This window comes from Hymenobacter terrigena (genome assembly GCF_054776515.1).
The window spans coordinates 619,909-642,253 of record NZ_BAAHBU010000003.1; the positions used below are offsets into that span (position 1 = coordinate 619,909).

At 62.6% G+C, this 22,345-nt stretch carries 18 protein-coding genes and 1 tRNA gene; 12 read left to right on the forward strand and 7 right to left on the reverse strand.

The annotated features are described in order from the left end of the window. Positions 1–4: 4 nt before the first annotated feature. On the reverse strand, positions 5–1,132 hold the full coding sequence (locus ACYU7Q_RS15730; RefSeq protein ID WP_460610392.1) for a glycosyltransferase family protein: 1,128 nt from the start codon (positions 1,130–1,132) through the stop codon (positions 5–7). 131 nt (positions 1,133–1,263) lie between these two features. Between ACYU7Q_RS15730 and ACYU7Q_RS15735 the strand changes: the two genes are divergently transcribed. The 4 genes from ACYU7Q_RS15735 to ACYU7Q_RS15750 all read left to right on the forward strand — a co-directional run bounded on the left by ACYU7Q_RS15735 (position 1,264) and on the right by ACYU7Q_RS15750 (position 7,870). Further along, positions 1,264–4,908: a PAS domain S-box protein gene (locus ACYU7Q_RS15735; protein WP_460610393.1), complete on the forward strand. Its 3,645-nt coding sequence runs from the start codon at positions 1,264–1,266 to the stop codon at positions 4,906–4,908. Positions 4,909–4,937: 29 nt separating this feature from the next. Next, positions 4,938–5,351 (forward strand): response regulator, encoded by a 414-nt coding sequence (locus ACYU7Q_RS15740; RefSeq protein ID WP_460610394.1) that lies wholly within the window; start codon positions 4,938–4,940, stop codon positions 5,349–5,351. A 116-nt stretch (positions 5,352–5,467) separates the two neighbouring features. Continuing rightward, complete coding sequence (locus tag ACYU7Q_RS15745; protein WP_460610395.1) at positions 5,468–6,235, forward strand: MBL fold metallo-hydrolase; 768 nt, start codon at positions 5,468–5,470, stop codon at positions 6,233–6,235. A gap of 78 nt (positions 6,236–6,313) precedes the next feature. Further along, the gene (locus ACYU7Q_RS15750) at positions 6,314–7,870 is read left to right on the forward strand and encodes an NFACT RNA binding domain-containing protein (protein WP_460610396.1); all 1,557 of its coding nucleotides are present in this window, start codon (positions 6,314–6,316) and stop codon (positions 7,868–7,870) included. A 111-nt stretch (positions 7,871–7,981) separates the two neighbouring features. Here ACYU7Q_RS15750 and ACYU7Q_RS15755 read toward each other — a convergent pair. Further along, positions 7,982–8,063 (reverse strand) — tRNA-Leu (locus ACYU7Q_RS15755). A 198-nt stretch (positions 8,064–8,261) separates the two neighbouring features. On the opposite strand from ACYU7Q_RS15755, the gene ACYU7Q_RS15760 reads away from it, so the two are divergent. Continuing rightward, positions 8,262–8,726, forward strand: a complete 465-nt coding sequence (locus ACYU7Q_RS15760) for a low affinity iron permease family protein (protein ID WP_460610397.1) — start codon at positions 8,262–8,264, stop codon at positions 8,724–8,726. Positions 8,727–8,800: 74 nt separating this feature from the next. Here ACYU7Q_RS15760 and ACYU7Q_RS15765 read toward each other — a convergent pair whose 3' ends face one another. Continuing rightward, complete coding sequence (locus tag ACYU7Q_RS15765; RefSeq protein WP_460610398.1) at positions 8,801–9,502, reverse strand: Dps family protein; 702 nt, start codon at positions 9,500–9,502, stop codon at positions 8,801–8,803. Positions 9,503–9,619: 117 nt separating this feature from the next. On the opposite strand from ACYU7Q_RS15765, the gene ACYU7Q_RS15770 reads away from it, so the two are divergent. Both ACYU7Q_RS15770 and ACYU7Q_RS15775 read left to right on the forward strand, forming a co-directional pair. Continuing rightward, entirely contained in the window at positions 9,620–10,348 is a 729-nt protein-coding gene (locus tag ACYU7Q_RS15770; RefSeq protein WP_460610399.1) for a VIT1/CCC1 transporter family protein, read from the forward strand. Positions 10,349–10,370: 22 nt separating this feature from the next. After that, positions 10,371–11,201, forward strand: coding sequence for a polyphosphate kinase 2 family protein (locus ACYU7Q_RS15775; RefSeq protein ID WP_460610400.1), 831 nt, complete (start codon positions 10,371–10,373; stop codon positions 11,199–11,201). Positions 11,202–11,397: 196 nt separating this feature from the next. On the opposite strand, the gene ACYU7Q_RS15780 is transcribed toward ACYU7Q_RS15775, so the two are convergent. Next, positions 11,398–13,188: an ABC transporter ATP-binding protein gene (locus ACYU7Q_RS15780; RefSeq protein ID WP_460610401.1), complete on the reverse strand. Its 1,791-nt coding sequence runs from the start codon at positions 13,186–13,188 to the stop codon at positions 11,398–11,400. 185 nt (positions 13,189–13,373) lie between these two features. Next, positions 13,374–13,745, reverse strand: a complete 372-nt coding sequence (locus ACYU7Q_RS15785; RefSeq protein WP_460610402.1) for a DoxX family protein — start codon at positions 13,743–13,745, stop codon at positions 13,374–13,376. Between the two features lie 433 nt (positions 13,746–14,178). Here ACYU7Q_RS15785 and ACYU7Q_RS15790 point away from each other — a divergent pair, with 433 nt between their 5' ends. Beyond that, positions 14,179–14,541: an STAS domain-containing protein gene (locus ACYU7Q_RS15790; RefSeq protein WP_460610403.1), complete on the forward strand. Its 363-nt coding sequence runs from the start codon at positions 14,179–14,181 to the stop codon at positions 14,539–14,541. Between the two features lie 39 nt (positions 14,542–14,580). Here the strand turns inward: ACYU7Q_RS15790 and ACYU7Q_RS15795 are convergent, their stop codons facing one another. After that, complete coding sequence (locus ACYU7Q_RS15795) at positions 14,581–15,597, reverse strand: chemotaxis protein CheB (RefSeq protein WP_460610404.1); 1,017 nt, start codon at positions 15,595–15,597, stop codon at positions 14,581–14,583. 128 nt (positions 15,598–15,725) lie between these two features. Here ACYU7Q_RS15795 and ACYU7Q_RS15800 point away from each other — a divergent pair, with 128 nt between their 5' ends. Together ACYU7Q_RS15800 and ACYU7Q_RS15805 are read left to right on the forward strand one after the other, a co-directional pair. Beyond that, the gene (locus tag ACYU7Q_RS15800; RefSeq protein ID WP_460610405.1) at positions 15,726–18,761 is read left to right on the forward strand and encodes a CheR family methyltransferase; all 3,036 of its coding nucleotides are present in this window, start codon (positions 15,726–15,728) and stop codon (positions 18,759–18,761) included. A gap of 51 nt (positions 18,762–18,812) precedes the next feature. Continuing rightward, positions 18,813–19,247 (forward strand): hypothetical protein, encoded by a 435-nt coding sequence (locus ACYU7Q_RS15805; RefSeq protein ID WP_460610406.1) that lies wholly within the window; start codon positions 18,813–18,815, stop codon positions 19,245–19,247. Here the strand turns inward: ACYU7Q_RS15805 and ACYU7Q_RS15810 are convergent. Further along, positions 19,199–19,330 carry a hypothetical protein gene (locus ACYU7Q_RS15810; RefSeq protein ID WP_460610407.1) on the reverse strand — a complete coding sequence of 44 codons (132 nt, stop codon included), beginning with the start codon at positions 19,328–19,330 and terminating at the stop codon, positions 19,199–19,201. The genes ACYU7Q_RS15805 and ACYU7Q_RS15810 overlap by 49 nt on opposite strands. A gap of 112 nt (positions 19,331–19,442) precedes the next feature. On the opposite strand from ACYU7Q_RS15810, the gene ACYU7Q_RS15815 reads away from it, so the two are divergent. Together ACYU7Q_RS15815 and ACYU7Q_RS15820 are read left to right on the forward strand one after the other, a co-directional pair. Beyond that, positions 19,443–21,425: a sensor histidine kinase gene (locus ACYU7Q_RS15815; RefSeq protein WP_460610408.1), complete on the forward strand. Its 1,983-nt coding sequence runs from the start codon at positions 19,443–19,445 to the stop codon at positions 21,423–21,425. 109 nt (positions 21,426–21,534) lie between these two features. Next, positions 21,535–22,341 (forward strand): MbnP family protein, encoded by an 807-nt coding sequence (locus ACYU7Q_RS15820; RefSeq protein ID WP_460610409.1) that lies wholly within the window; start codon positions 21,535–21,537, stop codon positions 22,339–22,341. Positions 22,342–22,345 lie beyond the last annotated feature (4 nt).

Sequence of the window (22,345 nt, forward strand, 5' to 3'; positions counted from 1 at the left end):
AGAATTAAGGCAATAATCCCGCAAACAGCTTCAGCAGCACTCGCTCTTCGTGCTGCCAACTGAGCTGGGGCGCGGCGCGGCGGCAGTTTTCGGCCAAATGCTGGTAGCGGGCGGGGGCGTCGCGCAACAGGCGGTTGAGGGCGGCGGCTAGGGTGGCAGGCTGCAAGTCGGTCACCAGCTCGGCCACATCGAACTGGTCGTTGAGGGCGCGGTACTCGGGGAAGTCGATGAGCACCTGCGGGATGCCGGCGTGCACGTAATCGAAGAATTTATTGGCCAGCGAATAGTAGTAGCTCAGGCCGATGTTTTCCAGCAGCATAATGCCCACAGCCGCGTGCCGCGTCACTTCGCGCAGCGCCTCGGGCAGCACAAATCCCCGGAATTCAACCTTGCCCGAAGCCAGCAGCCCCAGCCGCTCCGCCCGCTCGCGCAGTGCCGCCGAGAGGTCGCCCTCGCCACAAATCACCAGCCGGCCCGCCACCTGCGGCATGGCATCAATCAAGCTTTCCAGGCCGCGTCCCACATTCAGCGCGCCCTGGTAGAGGATGTAGCCGGTGGGCGGAGCAGCGGCGGGCGCGGGCGGCAGCACCTCGTCGGTGCGCAGGCGGCTCACATTGCGCACCACGGCGAAGGGCCGGCCGTAGCGCTGCCCGAACACCTGCGCCAGGGCCGGGCCTACGGTGTAGGCCAGCCGGGCGCGCGGCACGATGAAGCCCTCCACCCACCGCCAGATGCGCTGCACCGTCGGCCGGGCCACTACCTCGGGCACTTCCGTAAATAATTCGTGGGCGTCGTACACAAAGGGCTGACCGCCGAGCTTAGCACGCAGCCACACGGGCAGGGCGGTGTCGAGGTCGCAGGCGCACCAGGCGGCAGCGCGCTGGCCCAGCAAGTAGATGAACAGCCGCAGGTTGTATTCAAGGTAAAAAAGCTTGCCCTTCTGAAACCAGCCGCGCAGCCGGTGCTGTTGGTAGGGCTGCGCCGTGAGGCGGGGCGAGGTGGGTCGCTGCCAGCCCACCAGCTGCACCCGGTAGCCGGCGGCGGCCAGGCTGCCGCAGATGCGCTGCATCCGCTGGTCGAAGCACAAATCGGTGGTGACGGTGAAAAGCAGCGGCGGGGACGGAAGCGGCAATGGCGGGTGGGGCGAGGACTGGCCGGGCGAGGACGGCCGGAGGTAATTATATTTTGTCCAAATTTACACCGCCGCCTCGCAGCGCGGTGGCTATCTTAGCCGGAAATATCAACCGGTAGTTCGTGTCGTTTATGACTTCTTTTTCGGCTACTTCCACTGCCCGCCCCGTGGCGCCGCCCTTGGCAGCGCTGCTCGACCAACTTGGCCAGGTGTATATGCTGGCCGATTTGAAGGGCGTCATCGTTGAAGTCAACGAGGCCCTGCTGGCCCTCACGGGCTATACCCGCGATAAAGTGCTGGGCCAGCACTGCTACCAGTTGTTTGCGCCGCCCGCCGAGCGCGAGTCGAGACGACGGGAGTTTGCAGATGCTATTGAACATCAGGATTTACCAGCTAGTTATGAACGGTCGATAATTACGCGTACGGGCCAATTGCGCTACGTGACCTGGCAGGCTGGCTTCACGCGTGATGCCGCCGGGGGCATGACCGGCCTGTGGCTGGCCGGCCAGGAAGTAGCCAGCCACAGCGTGGTAAGCCCGGCCCTGGCCGGCGACAGCACCCACTTGCAGGACTTTCTCGACAACGCCCAGGACCTGGTGCAGCACCTCGGGGCCGACAACGGCTTCCTGTTTGTGAACAAGGCCTGGAAGGAAAAGCTGGGCTACACCGACGCCGAGCTGGCCACCCGCACCCTCGCCGACGTGGTGCACCCCTACTACAAGGCCAAGCTGCTCTACCAGCTCCGCAACCTGTACGACGGCGAGCCAGTGAATAAGGTTGAAACCGTGTTTCTGACCAGCCAGGGCAAGCCCGTGCACCTCATCGGGAGCATGAACGTGGTGCGCGAGGAAGGCCAGCCGGTGAGCAGCCGCGCCATTCTGCACGACATCACGGACCGGATTAAGGCCGAGCGTCTCCAGAAAGTCTACTACAGCATCGCCAACCTGGCCATTTCAGCCAAAGACTTGCCCAGCCTCTACGGGGCCATTCACCGCGAGCTGAGCAAGATTATTGAAACCAGTAACCTGTTCATCGCCCTCTGCGACGATGCCCGCACGCAACTGCAGTTCGTGTACCACGTCGACCAGCACCCGCAGGCCCGCCCGCAGGGCACGCGGCCGTTTTCGGCGGGCGTGTCGGAGTACATCATTGCCGGCGGGCAGCCGCGCTACCTCACCCACACCGACTACCAGCAGCTGGTGCGCAGCGGAGCCGTCACGGCTTTCGGGCAGGCCCCGGAGGTGATGCTGGCCTCGCCGCTGAGCATTGGCGACCGCATTATCGGGGTGCTGGCCGTGCAGGACTACAGCCGTGCCGACGCGTACACGCCCGGCGACCTCGACGTGCTTCACTTCATCTCGAACCAGGTGGCCCTGGCCATTGAGCGCAAGCGCAACGAGGAACAGATTGGCAAGCAAACGGCCCGCCTGAATGCCATCTTCGAGAGTGGCTCGCACGTGATGTGGACGGTGGATACCCGCGCCAACCTCATGAACTTCAACCGCAACTACGCGGCCCAGTTCCTGCGGCGCAACGGCACCTACCCGGTACGGGGCCTCAACCTCTGGAAAGCCGACCTGGAAAATATGCCCGCCAGCGAGCGCGACATCTTCGTGGAGCACTACAACGCGGCGGCCAAAGGCCAGGCTCAGCGCTTCGAGATGCGCCTGGGCGACGCCCGCGGCCACGACGTGTGGACCGACATTTACCTGAACCCGATTTACTTGGGCGATGGCTCGTTTGAAGAGATTTCGGCCATTGCCCACGACATTACCGAGCAAAAGCGTGCCCAGCTGGCCCTGGAAGGGCAGGAGGAGAAGTTTCGCTCCATCTTCGAGTCGTTTCAGGACATCTACTACCGAACCGACGAGGAGGGCGTGCTCACCATCGTCAGCCCTTCGGTGCGCGATGTGCTGGGCTACGAGCCCGAAGAAGTGCTGGGCAAGCCCGTAATAGATTTTTACGTGGAGCCCACCGACCGGCCCCGCGCCAACGAGGAAGTGGAGCGCAGCGGCGGCCTGCGCAACTTCGAAACCCAGCTCTGGCACAAAGACGGCTACCCCGTAAGCGTGCTCGTGAATGCGCGCATTGTGGGCGGCGGCGATGTTGGCACGCAAGGTATTGCCCGCGACGTGACCGAAATCAAGCAGATGCAGGACGACCTGCGCCTGGCCAAGGACGAGGCCGAAGCCGCTCTGGAGGCCAAAACCCAGTTTCTGGCCAACATGAGCCACGAGCTGCGCACGCCCATGAACGGCATCATTGGCATGATTGACCTGCTCGACCAGACCGTGGAAACCGACGAGCAGCTCGACTACGTGGACACGTTGCGCAAAAGCTCCGATGCCCTGCTCACCATCCTCAACGACATCCTGGATTTGTCGAAAATCCAGGCCGGCAAGCTCCAGATTCACGAAGCGCCCATCGAGCTGCAGGCCGTGATGGAGCGCATCCGCGCCCTGTTCATCTACCGGGCCGAACAGAAGCACATCCGCTTCACCTACCACATCACGCCGCACACCCCGCGCTACGTGGTGACTGACGAGGTGCGCCTGCTCCAAATCCTGAGCAATCTGGTGGCCAATGCCATCAAGTTCACCAACGAAGGCACGGTGGGCATTGTGGTGAGCAGCGTGAGCACCGACGGCGAGCTGCACACCCTGCGCTTCGCGGTGCAGGACTCGGGCATCGGCATTTCGAGCGACAACGCCAGCCTGCTCTTTACCAATTTCACCCAGCTCGACACCACGCCCAGCAAGGCCTACGGCGGCACGGGCCTGGGCCTGAGCATCAGCCGGCAGCTGGCCGAGCTGCTGGGCGGCGAAATCGGCGTGCTGTCGGACGAGGGCGAGGGCTCGGTGTTCTGGTTCACTATCAGCGCCCGCGAAGCCCAGCACATCGACCCACCCACGGCGGCCCCGGTGCGGGAGGCCGCGTTTCAGCCCTTCGAGGCGGCCCCGAGGGTGCTGCTCGTCGATGACAACGCCATCAACCAGAAGGTGGGCCAGCGCCTGCTCACCAAGCTGGGCTGCGATGTGACCATTGCCGGCGGCGGCCCCGAGGCCATTGCCCTGGTCACCGCGCCGGGGGCCGTCTACAACATTATTTTCATGGACATTCAGATGCCGGACATGGACGGGGTGGCTGCCACCGCCGAAATCCGGCGCTTGCTGGGGAATGCCTGCCCGCCCGTGGTGGCCATGACGGCCTACTCCATGCAGGAAGACGCCGGCCGCTTCATGAGCCAGGGCCTCGACGACTATGTGGGCAAGCCCGTAAAAAGCCGCCATCTCTACGAAGTGTTGCACCGCTGGCTGCGGCCGCGTTCTAACTCCGCCATGCCCGCAGCAGCGACCAGCGGTGCCAGTGGCGCGGCCCCGGCCCCGCTAGTGCCTGTTTCGTCCAAGCCCCAGGAACCCACGCTCGATGTGAATATCATGCACCAGCTGATAGAGCTGGGCGGAGCCGAATTCACGTCCGACCTCTACCAGGAGTTCGAGCAGGAAGCCGGCGATTTGCTGCGCGATGCCGCCCCCGCGGTGGCTGAAGGCAACTTCCGCGAACTGTTGCCCATGCTGCACCAGCTCAAGGGCACGGCCTCCACGCTCGGCGGAGTGGCCCTGGCCGCGCAGGCCCGTCACCTTGAGCGTCAGTTCAAAGAAGGCCGGCTGGACGAAGGGGCCGTGGGTTTTCAACTTCTGGAACATTACTTTGCGCAGTTCGTTGCCGAATACCCCGGCGCAGTTGAGCGAGCCGCTGACCCGTCGGCCGCCTGAACGCGGCCAATTTCCTACTGCTCTACCCTATGAACCCAACTCAAACCACTTCGCCAATGTCCGCCGACCCTTCAACCAAAACCATCCTGATTGCCGAGGACAGCTCGGTAATTCTCAATCTCACTCGCAAAATCCTGGAATTGCAGAAGTATAAAATCGTGCTGGCTAAAAACGGCGGCGAAGTGCTGAAACAATTGGAAAGCAACCCGGTGGATTGCGTGCTGATGGACATCAACATTCCCGTGAAAGACGGCATGCAGTGCACCCGTGAAATCCGCGCCCACGCCGACCCCAAAATCAACAAGCTGCCCATCATCGCCATCACCGGCAACGCCAACAACTACTCGATGGACCAGTTCCGCGAGGCCGGCGTGACCGACTATCTGCCCAAGCCGCTCGATTTCGACGCCCTGGTGCGCGTAGTGAAGCAGTACGTGGGGTAAGGGAGTTAAGAGTTATGAGTTAAAAGTTAGGAGTTGGCACAGCGAAGCTTTGCGGTTCGTGCCCGCTTAGAGCAATCAGCTAAACTCATAACTCTTCATTCATAACTCTTAACTGAATGACCGTAACGTTCTTAGGTACGGGCACGTCCTCTGGCGTGCCGATGATTGGCTGCACCTGCGTGGTGTGCCGCTCGCTCGACCACCGCGACCACCGCCTGCGCGTGTCCGTGCACCTGGAAGTGGACGGCCGCAGCTTCGTGGTCGATTCCGGCCCCGATTTCCGCCAGCAGATGCTGCGCGCCCGCGTCACCCACCTCGACGCCCTGCTCTTCACCCACGAGCACAAAGACCACACCGCCGGCCTCGACGACATCCGGGCCTTCAACTTCCGGCAGCAAATCGACATGCCGGTTTTTGCCGAGCCCCGTGTGCTGCAGCAACTGCGGCAGGAGTTCGCCTACATTTTTGCTGAGCACAAATACCCCGGCGTGCCCCGCGTGGTGCTGCACCCCATCGAGCGCGACGACGCACCGTTCGACGTGCTGGGCGTGCCCGTGCTGCCCCTCCGGGCCATGCACCACCGCCTGCCGGTGCTGGGCTTCCGCATCGGTGGCTTCTGCTACCTCACCGATGCCAACCACCTCGGCCCCGAAACCCGCGCCCAGCTCCGCGATGCCGACGTTATCGTGCTCAATGCCCTGCGCCGCGAGGAACACATCTCGCACTTCACCCTGGCCCAGGCCGTGGCCGTGCTCGAAGAAGCTGCCCCCAAACGCGCCTACCTCACCCACATCAGCCACCAGCTGGGCCTGCACCGCGAAGTAGAAGCCGAGCTGCCGCCCTGGATTCGGCTGGCGTATGACGGGCTGAAGGTGGAGGTGTAGCGCGGATTCTGAGAGTCCGCGAGTGTAATTCTAGCTTAGCTGTTCAATTCGCGGACTCTCAGAATCCGCGCCACTTTCATGCACACCAACTACTACTTCCTGCGCCAGCTGGCTCCCGCGCTCACCGAGCGGCTGCGGGGCTACCGCGTGGCCGTGTGCTTCACGCAGGAAAAGGACGAGTTGGTCGTCGGCCTCACCAACGGTACGGCAGAATTCTGGCTGAAAGCGCAGCTGGGGGCCAATTTCCCGGCGCTGGCCCTGCCCGAAACCTTCCAGCGCGCCCGCGCCAATTCCGTCGATTTGTTCCCGAATATGCTGGGCCAGCAGGTCGAAACCGTGGTCGCCTGGCCCCAGGACCGGGTGCTGCAAGTCAATTTCCGCAGCGGTGCCCGGCTCGTGTTCAAGCTCTATGGCCCGCGCCCAAACGCCATTTTCCGCGCCGCACCCGATGGCAAGGCCCAGCTTTTCCACCAAAAGCTGTTGGCCGATGCTGACCTACGGCCGCAGTCAACTACTACTACACCTCCAACCGCTGGGAAACTCCCGCCGCCGCTGGCTGACCTGCCCTTGCGCTACCTGCGCGAAAACGGCTACGATGAAGCCCCGTCCGAAACCAGAACCCGCCTGGTGAACCAAGTGCTGGGCAAGCTCGAAAAGCCGGCGCACTACTACATCGTCCAACTCGACGGCCGCACGCGGCTCAGCCTGCTGCCGATAGGGGAGGTCCTGGAAACCTTCGCTGGCGACGACCCCGTGGGCGCCCTGCGCCGTTTCGTGCCCATGGCCCTGGGCCGCCGCGCCTTGGAGATGGAAACCAAGCAGCTGCGCCAGCTGCTGGAGCGCCGTGCCGACGAAGCCGGCACCGCCGCCGCCCACGCCCGCCAGCGCCTCCACGCCCTGGCCCACGAAGCTGGCTACCGCCACACCGCCGACCTCATCATGGCGCACCTGCACGAAATTCCGGCCGGGGCCACCCAAATCGAGGTGCTGGATTTCTACACCAACCAGCCCAAAACCATCAAGCTGAAGCGCACCGAAAAGCCCCAGCTCACCGCCGAAAACCTCTACCGCAAGGGCAAAAACCAGCAAATCGAAGAACGCCAGCTCGCTGAGCGCATCGCCCGCCGCGAAGCCGAAGCCCTCACCGCGCTGGAGCGCCTCGAAGAGATGGACACCCAGCCCGCCTTGGCCGAGCTGCGCGGCCTGCGCACCTGGCGCAAGCAGCACGGCCTCGACCCCACGCCTACGGCTGCGAAAGCAGCCACTGAGCTTCCCTTCAAGGTATTTGAGGACCGGGGCTTCACCATTCTGGTGGGCCGCAACGCGGTGAATAATGACCTGCTTACCCAGAAGTACGCCCACAAGGATGACCTCTGGCTGCACGCCAAGGACGTGACGGGCTCACACGTCGTCATTCGGCACAAGTCGGGGCAGCCCGTGCCTGAGCCCGTGGTGGAGCATGCCGCCATGCTGGCCGGCTGGTACTCGCGCCGCCAGCACGATACGCTGTGCCCGGTCACGGTCACGCCCAAGAAATTTGTGCGCAAGCCCAAGGGCGCGCTGCCCGGCCAAGTGGTAGTGGAGCGCGAGCGGGTGGTGCTGGTAAAGCCCGGTAACCCGTTTGACACGCAGTAGGGGGATAGTAAATGAACGTCATGCAGAGCGCAGCGAAGCATGACGTTCTTTCTTGTTTGGTAGGAACGAAAAAGCCCGCTGCAAGCAATTGCAGCGGGCTTTCGATTTGCGTGCGCGCGGGGAGATTCGAACTCCCACACCCGAAGGCACCACCCCCTCAAGATGGCGTGTCTACCAGTTTCACCACGTGCGCAAATAGAGCAACTAAACCGGGTATTCGGCCGAAGCCGGCGTCGCTGAGGTGGCGAAGCGGGTGCAAAGATAGCCGAAGGATTTGGGCCGTACAATCTTTTGGTACCCTTTTTCATCAGGCATCCACCATTGAACTGGTTATCTTGTGGTTTCGTAATAGCACAAGGTTGCTTTTCGTCCTTTTTTTAGAAAAAACGCCATGAATACCTCACCACTGCCCACTAAAAACTCCTTTTTCGGCCGCATGGCCGAGAGTATTACCAAGTTTTCGGGCTCTACGGCGGCCTTTGTGAGTGCGGCGGGCATTGTGATTGTGTGGGGCATCACGGGGCCGATGTTTCATTATTCTGAAACCTGGCAACTGGTCATCAACACGGGCACCACCATCATTACGTTTCTGATGGTGTTTCTCATTCAGCGGGCGCAGAATAAGGATTCGCTGGTGCTGCACCTCAAGCTGAACGAGCTGATTGCGGCTCATCAGGGGGCCAGCAACCGCCTCATCAACGCACAGGATTTTTCGGAAGAAGAAATCAAGACCCTGCACGATTTCTATTGCCTGCTGGCTGAGTTGGCCAAAAAGGACAACGACCTGGGTAAAACCCATTCAATAGAAGAAGCCGAAGACAACCACAACGAAAAGCTGGCCGCGCGCGTCGATTAACGCTTGGAATCAAAAGCAAAAAAGGCTGCCGCAAATGATGCGGCAGCCTTTTTTGTTGGTTCAACCTAAACGGACTACTCCGCCCGGGTGAGGGGCGACTCGACTACGTGCTCCGAGACGAACCACACCTGCATTTCGTTGGTGCGGATGAGCTGGCTCACAATGAGGTCGTTAGTGCCATCGTCGCCGCTTTCGTCGGCTTTGTCGGCATATTCGTGGCAACTTTTAAGTAGGCGCTGGTGGCCATCGAGCAGGCGCGACACCTGCACGGGGGCTTCTTCGCGGTCGCGGGGCACGCGGGGAATGCTGCTGAGCTCGGCCACGTCGTGGGCCATGGCCACGGCTACGCCACCCAGAATCTGGATGCGCTCGGCAATGGCATCAACCAGCACCGCCTGCTCTTCATAGTGCTTGTCGAACAGCAGGTGCAATTGGTAGAAAGTGGGGCCTACTACCTGCCAATGGTGTTTTTTGTACATGTCGCGCAGCGTAATGGTGTCGGCCAAGAGCTGGTTGAGCATGGTCACGCTGCTCTGGCGGGTCTGCTCATCGAGGCCGATGGGCAGGCGCTGGCTCACGGTGCCGTAGCGCTGGGTGGGCGAGGGGGCGTGGTTTTGCTGGTTGAGAATGGGTTGAATGTCGACGGCGGCATTGGTGCCGGCCCCTTTGCCGGTGCTGGCGGCAGCGGCTTTGGCGGGGCCTTTTTGGGCGGCCGGGGCGGCAGCTTTTTTGGGTGCGGCGGTTTTAGGTGCGGCAGTTTTGGCGGGAGCAGCCATAAGGATAAAAACGAGTGAGGTGAGGGAGGCGGCCGAAACATTTCGGCAGCGAAAATTCTGTTTTTGCGTACGTAAAGCACCCTGCCGGGTTCAGGCTGCATTCTTAATTTTTGCTTTATGACCGAGCCGACGACGACCACCCAACTGCCCCACGATGTGCATCCCGAGCACCACCTCACCAGCTCGGCCATGTTGCAGGATGTGGTGATTGGCCTCTCCGATGGCCTGACCGTGCCCTTTGCGCTGGCGGCTGGGCTGAGCGGGGCAGTGTCCTCGTCTGGCCTGGTCATCACGGCGGGGCTGGCCGAAATTGTGGCCGGTAGCATTGCCATGGGCCTGGGCGGCTACCTGGCCGGCCGCACCGAGGTGGAGCACTACGCCTCGGAGCTGGGCCGCGAGCACCGCGAGGTGCAGGAAGTGCCGGAAAAGGAGCGCGCCGAGGTAGACGAGCTGCTGGCCGACATGGGCCTTTCGGAAGCCACCCGCCGTCAGGCCGTTGCCGAGCTCACCGCCGACCCCGAACAGTGGGTGAAGTTTATGATGAAGTATGAACTGGGCCTGGAGGAACCCGACCCCAAACAGGCCCCTAAAAGTGCGTTCACTATCAGCATGGCCTATGCCGTGGGCGGGCTGATTCCGCTCAGCGCCTATGTCGTGACCCATACCCCCAGCCAGGGGCTGGTGTGGTCGGCGGCCATTACGCTGGTGTGTTTGCTGGTGTTTGGCTATTTCAAAAGCCGCATGACCGGGCAGCCGCCCGTGGCCGGGGCCGTGAAAATGGCCGTGGTGGGGGCGCTGGCCGCCGCCGCGGCCTTCGGCATTGCCCGGCTGGTGGGCGGGGCGTAAAAATCATTATCCAATATTTCCCATGAAATTCAAGCTCCCGGAAACCCCTGCCGTTGTCGTCAATAGCCAGTCTTTTCGCCTGGCCGACGTGGACCCGGCCGATATTACGCCCTTCAAGCACCAGCCCGACGACAAGCAGGAGGCCAGCCCGCGCCTGCTCCAGCTGCGCCAGCGCCTAAGCCAGCTGCAGGAACTGCTCTACGCCGAGCATTCGCGCAGCCTGCTCATCGTGCTGCAAGCCATGGATACGGGCGGCAAGGACGGGGCCATCCAGAACCTGCTCACGGGCGTAAACCCGGCCGGCGTGCAGGTAGCCACCTTCAAAGCGCCCACGTCGGAGGAGCTGAAGCACGATTTTCTTTGGCGTATTCACGCCCAGACCCCCAAAAAAGGCCACATTGGCGTGTTCAACCGCTCGCACTACGAGGATGTGCTCATCACCCGCGTGCACGGCCTGATTGACAAAAAAACCTGCGAGCAGCACTACCAGGACATTAACAATTTCGAGCAGCTGCTGCTGAACAATGGCACGCGCATCCTCAAATTCTTCCTGCACATCTCCAAGGAAGAGCAGGCCCAGCGCCTGCAAGCCCGCCTCGACGACCCCACCAAAAACTGGAAATTCGACCCCAACGACCTCAAAGAGCGCGCCTATTGGGACGACTACCAGGCCGCTTACCAGGAGGCCCTGCGCCGGTGCTCGACGGCCGATGCGCCGTGGTTCGTCATCCCCGCCAACCACAAGTGGGGCCGCGACCTGGCCATTACCGAAATTGTGGTGGCCGCTCTGGAGGACATGAACCCCCAGCCGCCCACTGTCGATTTCGACCCGAAAGCGCAGGTGATTAAGTAAGGTGTGCTTGTCATTGCGAGGCCTGCGGCCGTGGCAATCTGTCCTCTCTCAGCGACCAGCCCTGAGATGTGACAAACCTTTTTAACAACAGAAAGCCCCGCTACTGCGAAGTATCGGGGCTTTCTGGTATAAGCGCATGTCTGGTTTTGACAGGACGGATTGCTTCGTCGTGCCTCCTCGCAATGATGGACCGGGGCTAAACGGCTACGGCGCTGGTTGCGTCTTCCTCCTTGCGCTCGCCAATCTGCTGGCGCCACATGGCGTAATAGAGGCCTTTCTGGGCCAAAAGCTCGGCGTGGCCGCCCTGCTCGGCGATGTGGCCGCGCTCCAATACGAAGATGCGGTCGGCGTGCAGGATGGTGCTTAGGCGGTGGGCAATGAGGATGGTCATGTGCTGGCGCGAGCCCGACAGTTCCCGCACCGTCTTGCCGATTTCTTCTTCGGTGAGCGAATCGAGGGCCGAGGTGGCTTCATCGAACACCATGAGCGTGGGCTTGCGCAGCAGGGCGCGGGCAATGCTGAGGCGCTGCTTTTCGCCGCCGCTCACCTTCACGCCGCCCTCGCCGATGACGGTGTCGAGGCCGAGCGGGGCGCGGGCCAGCAGCGTATCGGCGGCGGCTTGGCGCAGGGCCAGCAGGCATTCCTCGTCGGTGGCGTTGGGGGCCACAAAGCGCAGGTTTTCGCGGATGGTGCCGGCGAACAGCTGGGTGTCCTGCGTCACGAAGCCGATTTGCTCACGTAACTCGTCGAGGTCGATTTCATTGCCGGGGATGCCGTTGTAGCGAATCTCGCCCGCCAGGGGCGGGTAGAGGCCCACCAGCAGCTTCACCAGCGTGGTTTTGCCCGAGCCCGACGGGCCCACAAAAGCAATGGTTTCGCCGAGCTTCACCCCGAAGGAAATATTGGTGAGTGCCTTACCCTTGGCCGTGAGGTGCTGGAAGCTGACGTGGTCGAAGGCCAGGTTGTCGATGTGCGCCACCGACTTGGGGTGGGCCGGCTTCACGTCCTTGGGCGTGTCGAGAATCGTCTGGAAATTGCCCAGCGAAATCTCGGTTTCGCGGTAGATGCCGATGATGGCGCCCAGTTCCTGCAGCGGCCCGAAGATGGAGAAGGAGTAGATGAAGAAGGAAAAGAACTCACCCAAAGTGATGAGATGCTGTACACGCAGATACAGCAGTAGTAGGATAATGACGTTGCGCAGCAAATTCACGAAGGTGCCCTGCACGAAGCTTAGTGAGCGCAGGTAGCGCACCTTGCGCAGCTCCAGCTTCAGAATTTTGCCGGTAATGCCGTTCAGGCGTTCAGTTTCCTGCTGGGCCAAGCCCAGGCTTTTAATCAACTCGATGTTGCGCAGGCTCTCGGTGGTGGAACCGGCCAGGGCCGTGGTTTCCTGTACAATTGTTTTCTGAATAACCTTGATTCGCTTGCTTAGATAGAAGCTCAGGATGCCCAGCAACGGAATGGTGAGAAAGTAGCCCAGCGCAATGGGCCAGTACACCGTGATGGCATACCACATGACGAATACAATGCCTACCAGCGCCGTGAACAGTACATTCACGAAGGCCTGAATCAACTTCTCCACGTCGATGCGCACTTTCTGGAGCTTGCCCAAAGTTTCGCCCGAGCGCTGGTCCTCGAACACCTGATAGGGCAGCTCCAGCGAGTGGCGCAGGCCGTCGGAATACATCTTCGCCCCCAGCCGCTGGGTGATGACGTTGACGTAGTAGTCCTGGAAGTTTTTGGCGATGCGCGATATCATCGCAACGCCCAGCATAATGCCCACCAGTGGTATTGCTTCCCAGAAGAACGGCCAGAAAGAAACCCGCCGCACCCCGGCAATGTCCGGGTATTTGGCGGTAAAATGGTCGACTAACTGGCGGAAGAAATACGGGTCGAGCAGCGAGAACACCTGGTTGACGGCGGCCAGCCCGAGTGCCAGCACCAGCAGCGGCCAGTAGTTGCGCAGGTAGCTATAAAGGATTTTCATGGGGAGGGAACACACAAGTAGCCCGGCCGGGCCGGCCAGAAGGCAAGCAACCCGGCCGGGCGGCAATGGTTTAGGTTTGGGGTAAGGCCAGCTTGTCATTCCGACTCAGCAGGAATCTGAGGAAGCTGCTTTAACAGTTCTACTCAGATTCGTCCTGCGTCGGAATGACAGGCCCGCATCAGGCTTTAGACCGTCCGGGCAGTGGTGCTACTGCGCAGCATCAGCACCACCGCCAGCAGCACCAGCAATACAATAGCTGGCACGCCCTTGGCCAGCCCGCCGGGGATTTTGGTGGCGTGCATGAACACGGCTCCAATCATGATGATAATGAGGCCCATGGCTGCTAGGCGCACCGTGCGCGGTACCAGCAGCCCAATGCCGCCGAGTACCTCGGCCCCACCGATGAGGCCGGCAAACCAGCCCGGCATGCCCAGGCCTTCGAACATTTTCATGGTGCCGGGCAGGTCCAGCAGCTTGTGGGCGCCCGAGAAGATGAACATGGCGGCCAGCAAGGCCTGCAAAATCCAGGCAATGATGTTGCGTACGGAAGGGCTCATAGTGAAACGGGAAAAAGTGAAAAAGGTGATTGAGATGGTTTTGGGCAGCCAATGCTTCGCGCTAGCGCCGGCCCCGCCGCCAAGGTCGGCAGAATGGAGACGGTTAGCGGGAAAAGATATTTTGGCTAGCCTGGGATTGAACGGAATTTTCGCACTGGTTGATTGTATAGAAAATTAAAGATATTATATATTATTTTTGATGTACTATTCGCTCTTGCGCTGAAGGGCGAGGCAATGAGCGAGGCAAAGGGTAAATAATGGAATTTATCCCAACGATAGTATAAGTATTTATACATAGTAAAACCCGTATTTTAAGCCTGTTGTTGTTTTCTGTCATCGGCGAAATTTGTATCAACATTATGCGATGAGCTGCCGCTTGATAGTGGAATATATCGTTTTTGTCTGTTTTACTACTACCTAAGTGCTATTTGCGATGCACGTTATATACCATGAACTGCTGCCGGAGAGCTATCTGCTCATCCTGGCACCTGGCCGGCACAGCAAGTCGGAAGCGGTGCTGGCGCGCTGGCTGCGCCGGGCGCAGCGTAGCGGCAAACACTCCGTATGGGTCGATTGCGGCATGTTGGAATCGTTGTCGGCCGAAGCCGCCCGGCTGTTGTGGAACTCGCACTTCCAGCTTCAGGAACAACGCGCGCAGCTGGTGCTGGTGCACGTGCCCGAGCGGGTGAAGCGCGAACTGCTGGAGCAGGAGCTTGGCCCCGCGCCCTGCATCGTGCCCACGCTGCTGGACGCCGCCCGCCAGGCCAACTGGCACGACTGGAGCCTGGAGGCCTAAGCCTGCCCACCCCTCGCCAACCCACTCACCTACGTGCCCTTAGTCTTCGGGCGTGGCAGCGGTGCTGGAGCCAGTGCCATTGAGCAGAAATTCGCGCAGGCGGTTGATGTGCTTTTTGATTTCGTCCAGCTTCTCTTCCTGTTGAATGGAGTAGGTGCCCGCGCCGCGCACGGCCATGCCGGTGAGCAGGTTTTTGCGTTCCTCCATCATGCGCAGGGCCACCCAGAGGGTTTCTTCCAATTGCTGTTGCGAATTATGCAGCAGACTTTCGGCGTTGAAGGCGTGGCCGGTGTGGCAGCGGTAGCGCAGCACTTTGCCTTGGTCCACTTCCCAGAGGTTGCCGCCGCAGTCGGGGCAGGTGAGGGGCACGGGGTGGCCCAGGCTGGCAACAGCCATGCTGTCTCCCACCACTCTTTCCGCAATAGCGGCCTCCTGTTTCAGGTCCTCGGGAATATCGGGCTGGCGCTGAGGCGGGGGGGTATGGGTAATTTCGTCGAGCAGGAAGGCCATCTGGCTCAGGGGGACTACGTAGTCCACATCCACGTTTTGCAAGGCCGACTCCGGCATGCTCGGAAACTCCGCTTCTTGCGGGTCCTGCACGATGGCAATGCCGCCGCAGCGCTTGATAAACTCCAGACCGGCCGTGCCATCGTGCAGCATGCCGGTGAGCACCACGCCCACCACGCGCGTCCCGTAGGCCACGGCCGCCGAGCGGAACAGGGCGTCGGCAGCGGGGCGGTAGTGGTTTTCGCGCGGGCCTTTGGTTACCAGCAGGTGGGGCACGCTGCCGTCCTTGGCCAGCAGGTGGCGGTCGGGCGGGGCCAGGTAGAGGGTGCCGGCCATCAGGTGTTCGCCGTCGGTGGGCAGGCGGCAGGGCAGGGCGGTGTGGCGGGCCAGCCGTTCCACGAGCTGCTGGCCGTTGGAGTCGGGCGCGAAATGCTGCACTACCAGAACGGCGGCGGGTAGCGTGGCGGGCAGGTGGGCCACAAATTCGGCCAGGGCGGGCATGCCCCCGGCCGAAGTGCCAACTACAATGAGATAAGCCGGAGCGGACATAAGCAGTGCGGTAATGTAGAATTTACTACGGCAAATCCGGCGGAACGGCGAAGGCCCCGGGCTTTTTCCGGTAAATTTGCTTCGGACCCGCCCGGTTGGGGTAGGAGGCCGTTTTATTCCGTTGCCCTATGACCTCCTCTGATTCGGCCCCGGCCGCGCCCGATGCACCCGGCATCCCCGTCACGCCGCCCGCCGAAACGCCCCGCGACGGCGATGAGCCCATCACCGGAACCCTGGCCCCCGAGGCCCGGCAGCCGGACTATTCAAACGACAAGTTTCCGATGGTGGCGCTGGGGGGCTCAGCAGGGTCGTTGGCAGCGTTCGAGGGTTTTTTTCGGGCCATGCCGGCCGATAGCGGGATGGCCTTTATGGTGGTGACGCACCTCATGCCCGACCAGCCGTCGGAGCTGGCGCAGGTGCTCCAGCACTTCACCAAAATGCCGGTGTGCGAGGCTACCGATGGTCTTCGGGTGCGCCCCAACCGCGTGTATGTGATTCCGCCCAACCGCGACATGAGCATCCTGCACGGGATGCTGCTGCTGTTTGCGCCCACCCAGCCGGCGGGGCATCGGCTGCCCATCGACTTCTTTTTCCAGAGCCTGGCTAAGGATGCGCGCGACCGAGCGGTGTGCATTATCTGTTCCGGGCTGGGCTCGGATGGCACGCTGGGCCTGAAAATGGTGATGGAAAACTTTGGGATGGTGATGGTGCAGGACCCCGAAACGGCCGAGTTCGACTCGATGCCGCGCTCGGCGCTAGCCACCGAGTTTGTGGATTTTGTGCTGCCTGCCGAACAGCTGCCGGCCAAGCTGCTGGACTACGTGCGCCACCCCGACACCCGCCCCCGCCGCGAGGAAGCCGACAACAGCGCCCGCCCGGCCCACGCCCTGCAAAAGATTTTCCACCTCATCCGGGCCAAAACCGGGCACGACTTTAGCTTCTACAAGCGCAACACGGTGTTCCGGCGCATCGACCGGCGCATGAACTCGCACCAGATTCGGGAGTTTACGCAGTACGTGCGCTACCTGCAGGAAAACCCGGCCGAAGTGGAGGCCCTGTTCAAGGAGCTGCTCATTGGCGTGACCAAGTTTTTCCGCGACCGCGACGCGTTTGAGCAGCTCAAGGTGCGCCTGCTGCCGCTGCTGCGCCAGAAGCCCGCCGACAGCACCGTGCGGGCGTGGGCCCCGGGCTGCTCCACGGGCGAGGAGGCCTACAGCCTGGCCATGACCCTGCTCGAATGCCTGGACGGGGTGGAACCGACCAACTACCTCAAGCTCCAGGTTTTTGCCACCGACATCAACCCCGACGCCATCGACTTTGCCCGCGTGGGGCTGTACCCGGAAAACGTAGCGGCCGATGTGAGCCCCGAGCGGCTGCGGCGCTTTTTCACCAAGGACGAGAATGGCTACCGCATCCGCAAGGAGGTGCGCGACGTGGTGGTGTTTGCCGTGCACGACCTGAACAAGGACGCGCCCTTTACCAAGCTCGACCTGCTGGTGTGCCGCAACCTGCTTATTTACCTGAGCGCCGAGCTCCAGAAAAACCTCATCCCCATCTTCCACTATGCCCTGAATCCGGGCGGGCTGCTGTTTCTGGGGCCCAGCGAAAACCTCGCCGGCTTCCAGGACCTGTTTCTGCCGCTGGACGTGAAATGGAAGATTTCGCGCCGCACCGATGTGCCGTCGTCGCTCACGCGGCTGGCCAACTTCCCCTTTGCGCTGGCCCGGCGGCACGCCCAGTCCGCACCTGTTTCTACCACTGGTCCCATGATGTCCCTCGCTTCCCGCAAAGAAGGCCCGTTTGCCGCGCTGGTCCAGCGCGTGCTGCTGCGCCAGTACACGCCGCCCGCCGTGGTTATCAACCCCAAGGGCGAAATCCTGTACGTGAACGGCCGCACCGGCCGCTACCTGGAGCCCGCCCCCGGCCTGGGGGCCATGAACGTGTTTGAAATGGCCCGCGAAGAGCTCAACTACGAGCTGAGCGAGGCCGTGCACAAGGCCGTGGCCAGCCGCCAGGACGTGGTGACCGACGGCGTGAAGCTGCGCCTCGACACCGGCGTGCAGCTGCTGCGCGTGACGGTGAAGGTGCTGGAAGAAGGCGAGCCACTGGCCGGCCTGCTACTGGTGGTGTTTGAGGAGCAGCCCACGCCCCGCAAGGTGCGCCTGGGCAAGGCCACCCTGGCCCCCGACCACGACGCCCAGGTGCACGTCCTGGAAAAGGAGCTGCAGTACACCAAGCACCGTCTCCAAACCACCATCGAGGAGATGGAAAGCAGCGTGGAAGAGCTCAAAAGCACCAACGAGGAGCTGCAAAGTGCCAACGAGGAGCTGCAAAGCACCAACGAGGAGGCCATGACCAACAAGGAGGAAATGCAGAGCCTGAACGAGGAGCTCATGACCCTCAACATGCAGTACCTCTCCAAAACCGAGGAGCTGAGCCAGGCCGCCAACGACATGAAGAACCTGCTCGACGCCACGGAAATTGCTACCATCTTCCTGGATAACGACATGGTGATAAAGCGGTTTACGCCGCCCGTGCACCGCATCGTGAACCTGCTGCCCAGCGACGTGGGCCGTCCCATTCTGCACTTTGCCACCACCCTGCGCCACGAAACCCTGGCCCGGGACGTGCGCCAGGTGCTCGACAAGCTGGTGACCGTGGAGGCCAACATCCAGACCACCGAGGGCCAGTGGTACGTGATGCGCATCTTGCCCTACCGTACCCTCGACAACTACATCAGCGGGGCCGTCATCACCTTCACCGACATCACCGACCTCAAGGCCCTCGAAGCCCAGCTCCAGGAAAGCGCCCGCTTTGCCGAAAGCATTGTGGAAACCTTGCGCGAGCCCCTGCTCGTGCTCGATGCCGAGCAGCGCGTGCTGGCCGTCAGCCAGGCCTTTGCCCAGTTGTTTGGGCTCGATGGCGACCGCAGCAAGGGCCTGCTGCTGCGCGAGCTCGATGGCGGCGCCTGGCAGCAGGCCGCCCTGCGCGAGCGCCTCGAAACCACCCTGCGCCACCCGGAGCAGCCCTTTGCCGACTTTCCCTACGCGGCCGACTTTCCCGGGGCCGGCCCGCGCACGCTGCGCCTGTTTGGGCGGGCCATCACTAGCGGCGGGGCGCGCACGGGCCGCCTGCTGCTGGGCGTGGAGGTGGTGCCGGCGTAGGAAAGGCCGGACGCGCTGAGGAGAAATATACTTGCTTAGCTATATTGGGCCATGGAAGTTCTGCCTGTCATCTCCACGCCCACCTATTCGCTGGCCTACCACCAGCGGCTGAACACCATCGTTTTGTGCTGGCTGGGCCCTTACACCCCGGCCGAGGCCCGCCGCGCGTACCGGGCGGCCCTGGTGCTGGCCCGCCGCCACGGCTGCGCCCGCTGGCTGCTCGATGCCCGCCGTACCGGTCCGCTCAGCGTGGAGGTGACGGAGTGGCTCAGCCACGAGTTCTTTCCGGTGGCGGCGGCTCGGCTGGCCCCGCAACCGCTCCGGCTGGCCGTCGTCAGCTCGCCCGACCGCATCAACCAGATGTATACCGACCCCGTGCTAGCTCCCGTCGTGGGGGCCGCCCTGGCGGCCGAGCACCCCTACCAGGCCGGCATCTTCTACGACGAGGGGGCGGCGGTGGCCTGGCTCATGGGCGTGCCCGCGTAGGCGGCCAGCTGGTCAAGCTGTTGGCGCAGGGACGTAAAGACCGCCGTGCCGGCGGTGTCCTGCTTCAGCGCGGCCACGTCCACGAAGGCAGGGCTGGTAATGAAGTAATCGGTGGTTTTTTGCGTAGGGATAGCCTAGGTCCTGGCATGCCGGAGAAGGGGTGCTTATCTTCACCGTTCATCCTGCCTTTTCGCCATGCCGCCCGACCCTTCCCCGCCGCCCCCCGACCTGCACGCCTCGCTGCTGGAGCTGCGCACCCGCGCCGAACAGCGCCGGCAACTGGTGACGCAGGCCACCGAGCAGCACACGCCCCAGGAAATACAGCGCTTGGTGCAGGAGCTGCAAGTGCAGCAGATAGAGCTGGAAATGCAGTGCGAAGAGCTGCTGCTGACCCAAACCGAGGCCCAGGCCGCCCGCAGCCAGTACGTCGACCTCTACGACTACGCCCCGGTAGGCTACTTCACCCTCACCGAGGCCGGCCTCATCGCGCAGCTCAATTTCTGTGGGGCCAAGCTGCTGGGCACCGTGCGCCAGCGGCTGGCGCAGCGGCGCTTCGCCCTGTTTGTGGTGCCGGCTCAACGGCTGGTGTTCGGGCAGTTTCTGGCCCGGGTGTTCGGCACCGATAGCACCCAGAGTCTGGAGCTGCAGCTGCAGCAGGAAGACGGCACCCCGTTTTTTGGCCAGCTCGAAGGCCTGCGGGTCGACACGCCCGCCGGCCCCCAGTGCCGCCTGGCCGTGCTCGACACCACTGCCCGCCAGCAGGCCACAGCCGCGCTGGCCGCCAGCGAGGCCCGCTTCCGCAAGCTTTTTAGCGACAGCTACACGGCCATGGCGCTGCTGCAAGGCTACCACTTCGTGGATTGCAACACCGCCGCCCTGCGCCTGCTAGGCCTTACCAACCAACAGGAGTTGGTGGGCCACCCCGCCTGGGTCCACACCCCCGAATACCAGCCCGACGGCCGCCGCACCATCGACCTGTTTCACCAAACCATGGCCGATGCGCTGCGTACCGGCTCGAAGTGCTGCGAGGCCGTGCTGCTGCGCGCCCCGGGCGAGGAAATCTGGGTCGAGGCCGTGCTCACACCCATTGAGCTGGGCGGGCCCACGCCGGTGGTGCACATTGTGTGGCGCGACATCACAGCTGCCAAGCAGGCCCAGCAGCAGGTCCAGCGCAGCAAGGAATTCACCGAAAGCCTCCTCGACAATACCGTCGACGGCATTGTCGCCGTCGACGACAACCTGCGCATCACGGCCTGGAATGCCCAGGCCACCATCTATTTTGGGCACGAAGCCGCCGAAGTGCTGGGCCGCCCCCTCGCCGAAGTGCTGCCTTCCCTGAACGATGATGTCCACCACCTCGTGGGCCGGGCACTGACCGGCGAGCGCATCGACCTGTTCAGCCGCGAATTTCAGCAGCGCCCCGGCCGCTACGATGCCCACGTGGTGCCCCTCTACCACAACGGCGAAGGCCGGCCCAGCGGCGTGCTCGCGGTGGTGCGCGACGTGACCGAGCGCGAACGCCTGGCCGAGGAAGCCACCCAGCAGCGCCTGCGCCAGCAGCAGGAAGTGCTGGCCGCCATCCTGGCCACGCAGGAAACCGAGCGCAAGCGCATTGCCGAAGCCCTGCACAACGGACTGGGCCAGCTGCTCTACGCCACCAAGCTCAGCCTGGCGGGCCGGGCCGGGGTGCCGGAGGCACTGCCCCGCGAGTCGCTGAAGCTGCTGGAGGAAGCCATCCGGGCCACGCGCACCATCTCCTTCGAGCTCACGCCCGGCGTGCTGGAAGACTTTGGCCTGCAAACGGCCCTGCAGGAGTTGGTAAAGCGCATTGCGCCGGCGGGCCTGCCTATTCGCCTGCACCTGTCCGGCCTGGACCACCGCTTCAGCCCGCAGGTCGAAATTGGGGTGTACCGCACGGTGCAGGAGCTGCTCAACAACGTGATGAAGCACGCCCACGCCACCGAGGCCGTGGTGCACGTGGCCCACGAAAACGGCCGCCTCGAAGTGAGCGTGGAAGACAACGGCCGCGGCTTCGAACCGGCTGCGCTGGCGGGGCAGCCGCTGGCGGGCATTGGCTTAGCCGGGGTGCGCAACCGCGTGGCCCTGCTGGGCGGCCGGCTGGCCATCAACTCGCGCCTGGGCCGGGGCACCATCGTGAGCTTTGAGCTGGACGTGTGAGGCGGCCTTCGGCCTGATTATTGCGTGGCTGGCCGCCAGCTGCCGCATTTTCGGGCGACCCGGAACCTATGCGCGGCTTCCGCGCTTCTGCAAACAACCCTTGTATATGATGAACACCTTACCCCGCAAGAAGATGAAATCCTCCACGCTTACCCACTTGCTGCTGGCCCCGCTGCTGGCGGCCACCGTGCTGGGCAGCTGCGGCAAAAAAACGGTGGAGCCTGCCGAGCCCACCAGCAGCTTCGCCATTCAGCTGGAGCCCGTGGTGGGCCCCGCCGACCTGGAGCTCAACACCAAAACCTACACCAAGGCCGACGGCCAGGCCTTCACCGTGTCGAAGTTTATGGTGATGCTCTCGAACGTGAAGCTGACCAAAGCCGACGGCTCCACCTACGCCGTGCCCGACGGCTACTACCTCTTCGACGCCACCGACCCCAAGTCGTACCAGATTCTGATTGACAAAGTGCCCTTGGGCGACTACACCGGCATCAGCTTCGCGGTGGGCGTCGACGATGCCCACAACAACGCCACCGCCAAGGGCGGGGCCCTGGTGCACACCAACGAGATGTACTGGGATTGGGGCGGCGAATACGTATTCCTGAAAATGGCCGGCACTTCGCCCCAGGCCCCGGCCAGCAGCAGCCATTTCATTACCTATGACATCAACGGGAGCAAATCATTGCGTGTGGTGACGCCCGCGTTTGGTAAGGGCGTGGTGCTGCCCGTAGTGGCCGGCCACGTGCCCGCCATCCACCTGAGCATGGACGTGCAGAGCTTGTTTGAAAACACTACCCCGGCCAAAAACATCGACTTTTCCACCACCTACATCGTGGACACGAGCAGCCCCTGGAACCCGGTGATGGCCGACAACTACGCGGCCGGCATGTTCACGGTCGAGCACATTCACGCCAACTAAGCGC

Excerpts from the sequence above, each read along its gene's own strand:
- ACYU7Q_RS15765 (WP_460610398.1), bottom strand. The coding sequence starts at position 9,502 with ATGGCTGCTCCCGCCAAAACTGCCGCACCTAAAACCGCCGCACCCAAA.
- ACYU7Q_RS15745 (WP_460610395.1), top strand. The coding sequence starts at position 5,468 with ATGACCGTAACGTTCTTAGGTACGGGCACGTCCTCTGGCGTGCCGATG.
- ACYU7Q_RS15795 (WP_460610404.1), bottom strand. The coding sequence starts at position 15,597 with ATGTCCGCTCCGGCTTATCTCATTGTAGTTGGCACTTCGGCCGGGGGC.
- ACYU7Q_RS15800 (WP_460610405.1), top strand. The coding sequence starts at position 15,726 with ATGACCTCCTCTGATTCGGCCCCGGCCGCGCCCGATGCACCCGGCATC.
- ACYU7Q_RS15775 (WP_460610400.1), top strand. The coding sequence starts at position 10,371 with ATGAAATTCAAGCTCCCGGAAACCCCTGCCGTTGTCGTCAATAGCCAG.
- ACYU7Q_RS15770 (WP_460610399.1), top strand. The coding sequence starts at position 9,620 with ATGACCGAGCCGACGACGACCACCCAACTGCCCCACGATGTGCATCCC.
- ACYU7Q_RS15780 (WP_460610401.1), bottom strand. The coding sequence starts at position 13,188 with ATGAAAATCCTTTATAGCTACCTGCGCAACTACTGGCCGCTGCTGGTG.
- ACYU7Q_RS15740 (WP_460610394.1), top strand. The coding sequence starts at position 4,938 with ATGAACCCAACTCAAACCACTTCGCCAATGTCCGCCGACCCTTCAACC.
- ACYU7Q_RS15790 (WP_460610403.1), top strand. The coding sequence starts at position 14,179 with ATGCACGTTATATACCATGAACTGCTGCCGGAGAGCTATCTGCTCATC.
- ACYU7Q_RS15760 (WP_460610397.1), top strand. The coding sequence starts at position 8,262 with ATGAATACCTCACCACTGCCCACTAAAAACTCCTTTTTCGGCCGCATG.
- ACYU7Q_RS15815 (WP_460610408.1), top strand. The coding sequence starts at position 19,443 with ATGCCGCCCGACCCTTCCCCGCCGCCCCCCGACCTGCACGCCTCGCTG.
- ACYU7Q_RS15805 (WP_460610406.1), top strand. The coding sequence starts at position 18,813 with ATGGAAGTTCTGCCTGTCATCTCCACGCCCACCTATTCGCTGGCCTAC.
- ACYU7Q_RS15735 (WP_460610393.1), top strand. The coding sequence starts at position 1,264 with ATGACTTCTTTTTCGGCTACTTCCACTGCCCGCCCCGTGGCGCCGCCC.
- ACYU7Q_RS15785 (WP_460610402.1), bottom strand. The coding sequence starts at position 13,745 with ATGAGCCCTTCCGTACGCAACATCATTGCCTGGATTTTGCAGGCCTTG.
- ACYU7Q_RS15750 (WP_460610396.1), top strand. The coding sequence starts at position 6,314 with ATGCACACCAACTACTACTTCCTGCGCCAGCTGGCTCCCGCGCTCACC.
- ACYU7Q_RS15820 (WP_460610409.1), top strand. The coding sequence starts at position 21,535 with ATGAACACCTTACCCCGCAAGAAGATGAAATCCTCCACGCTTACCCAC.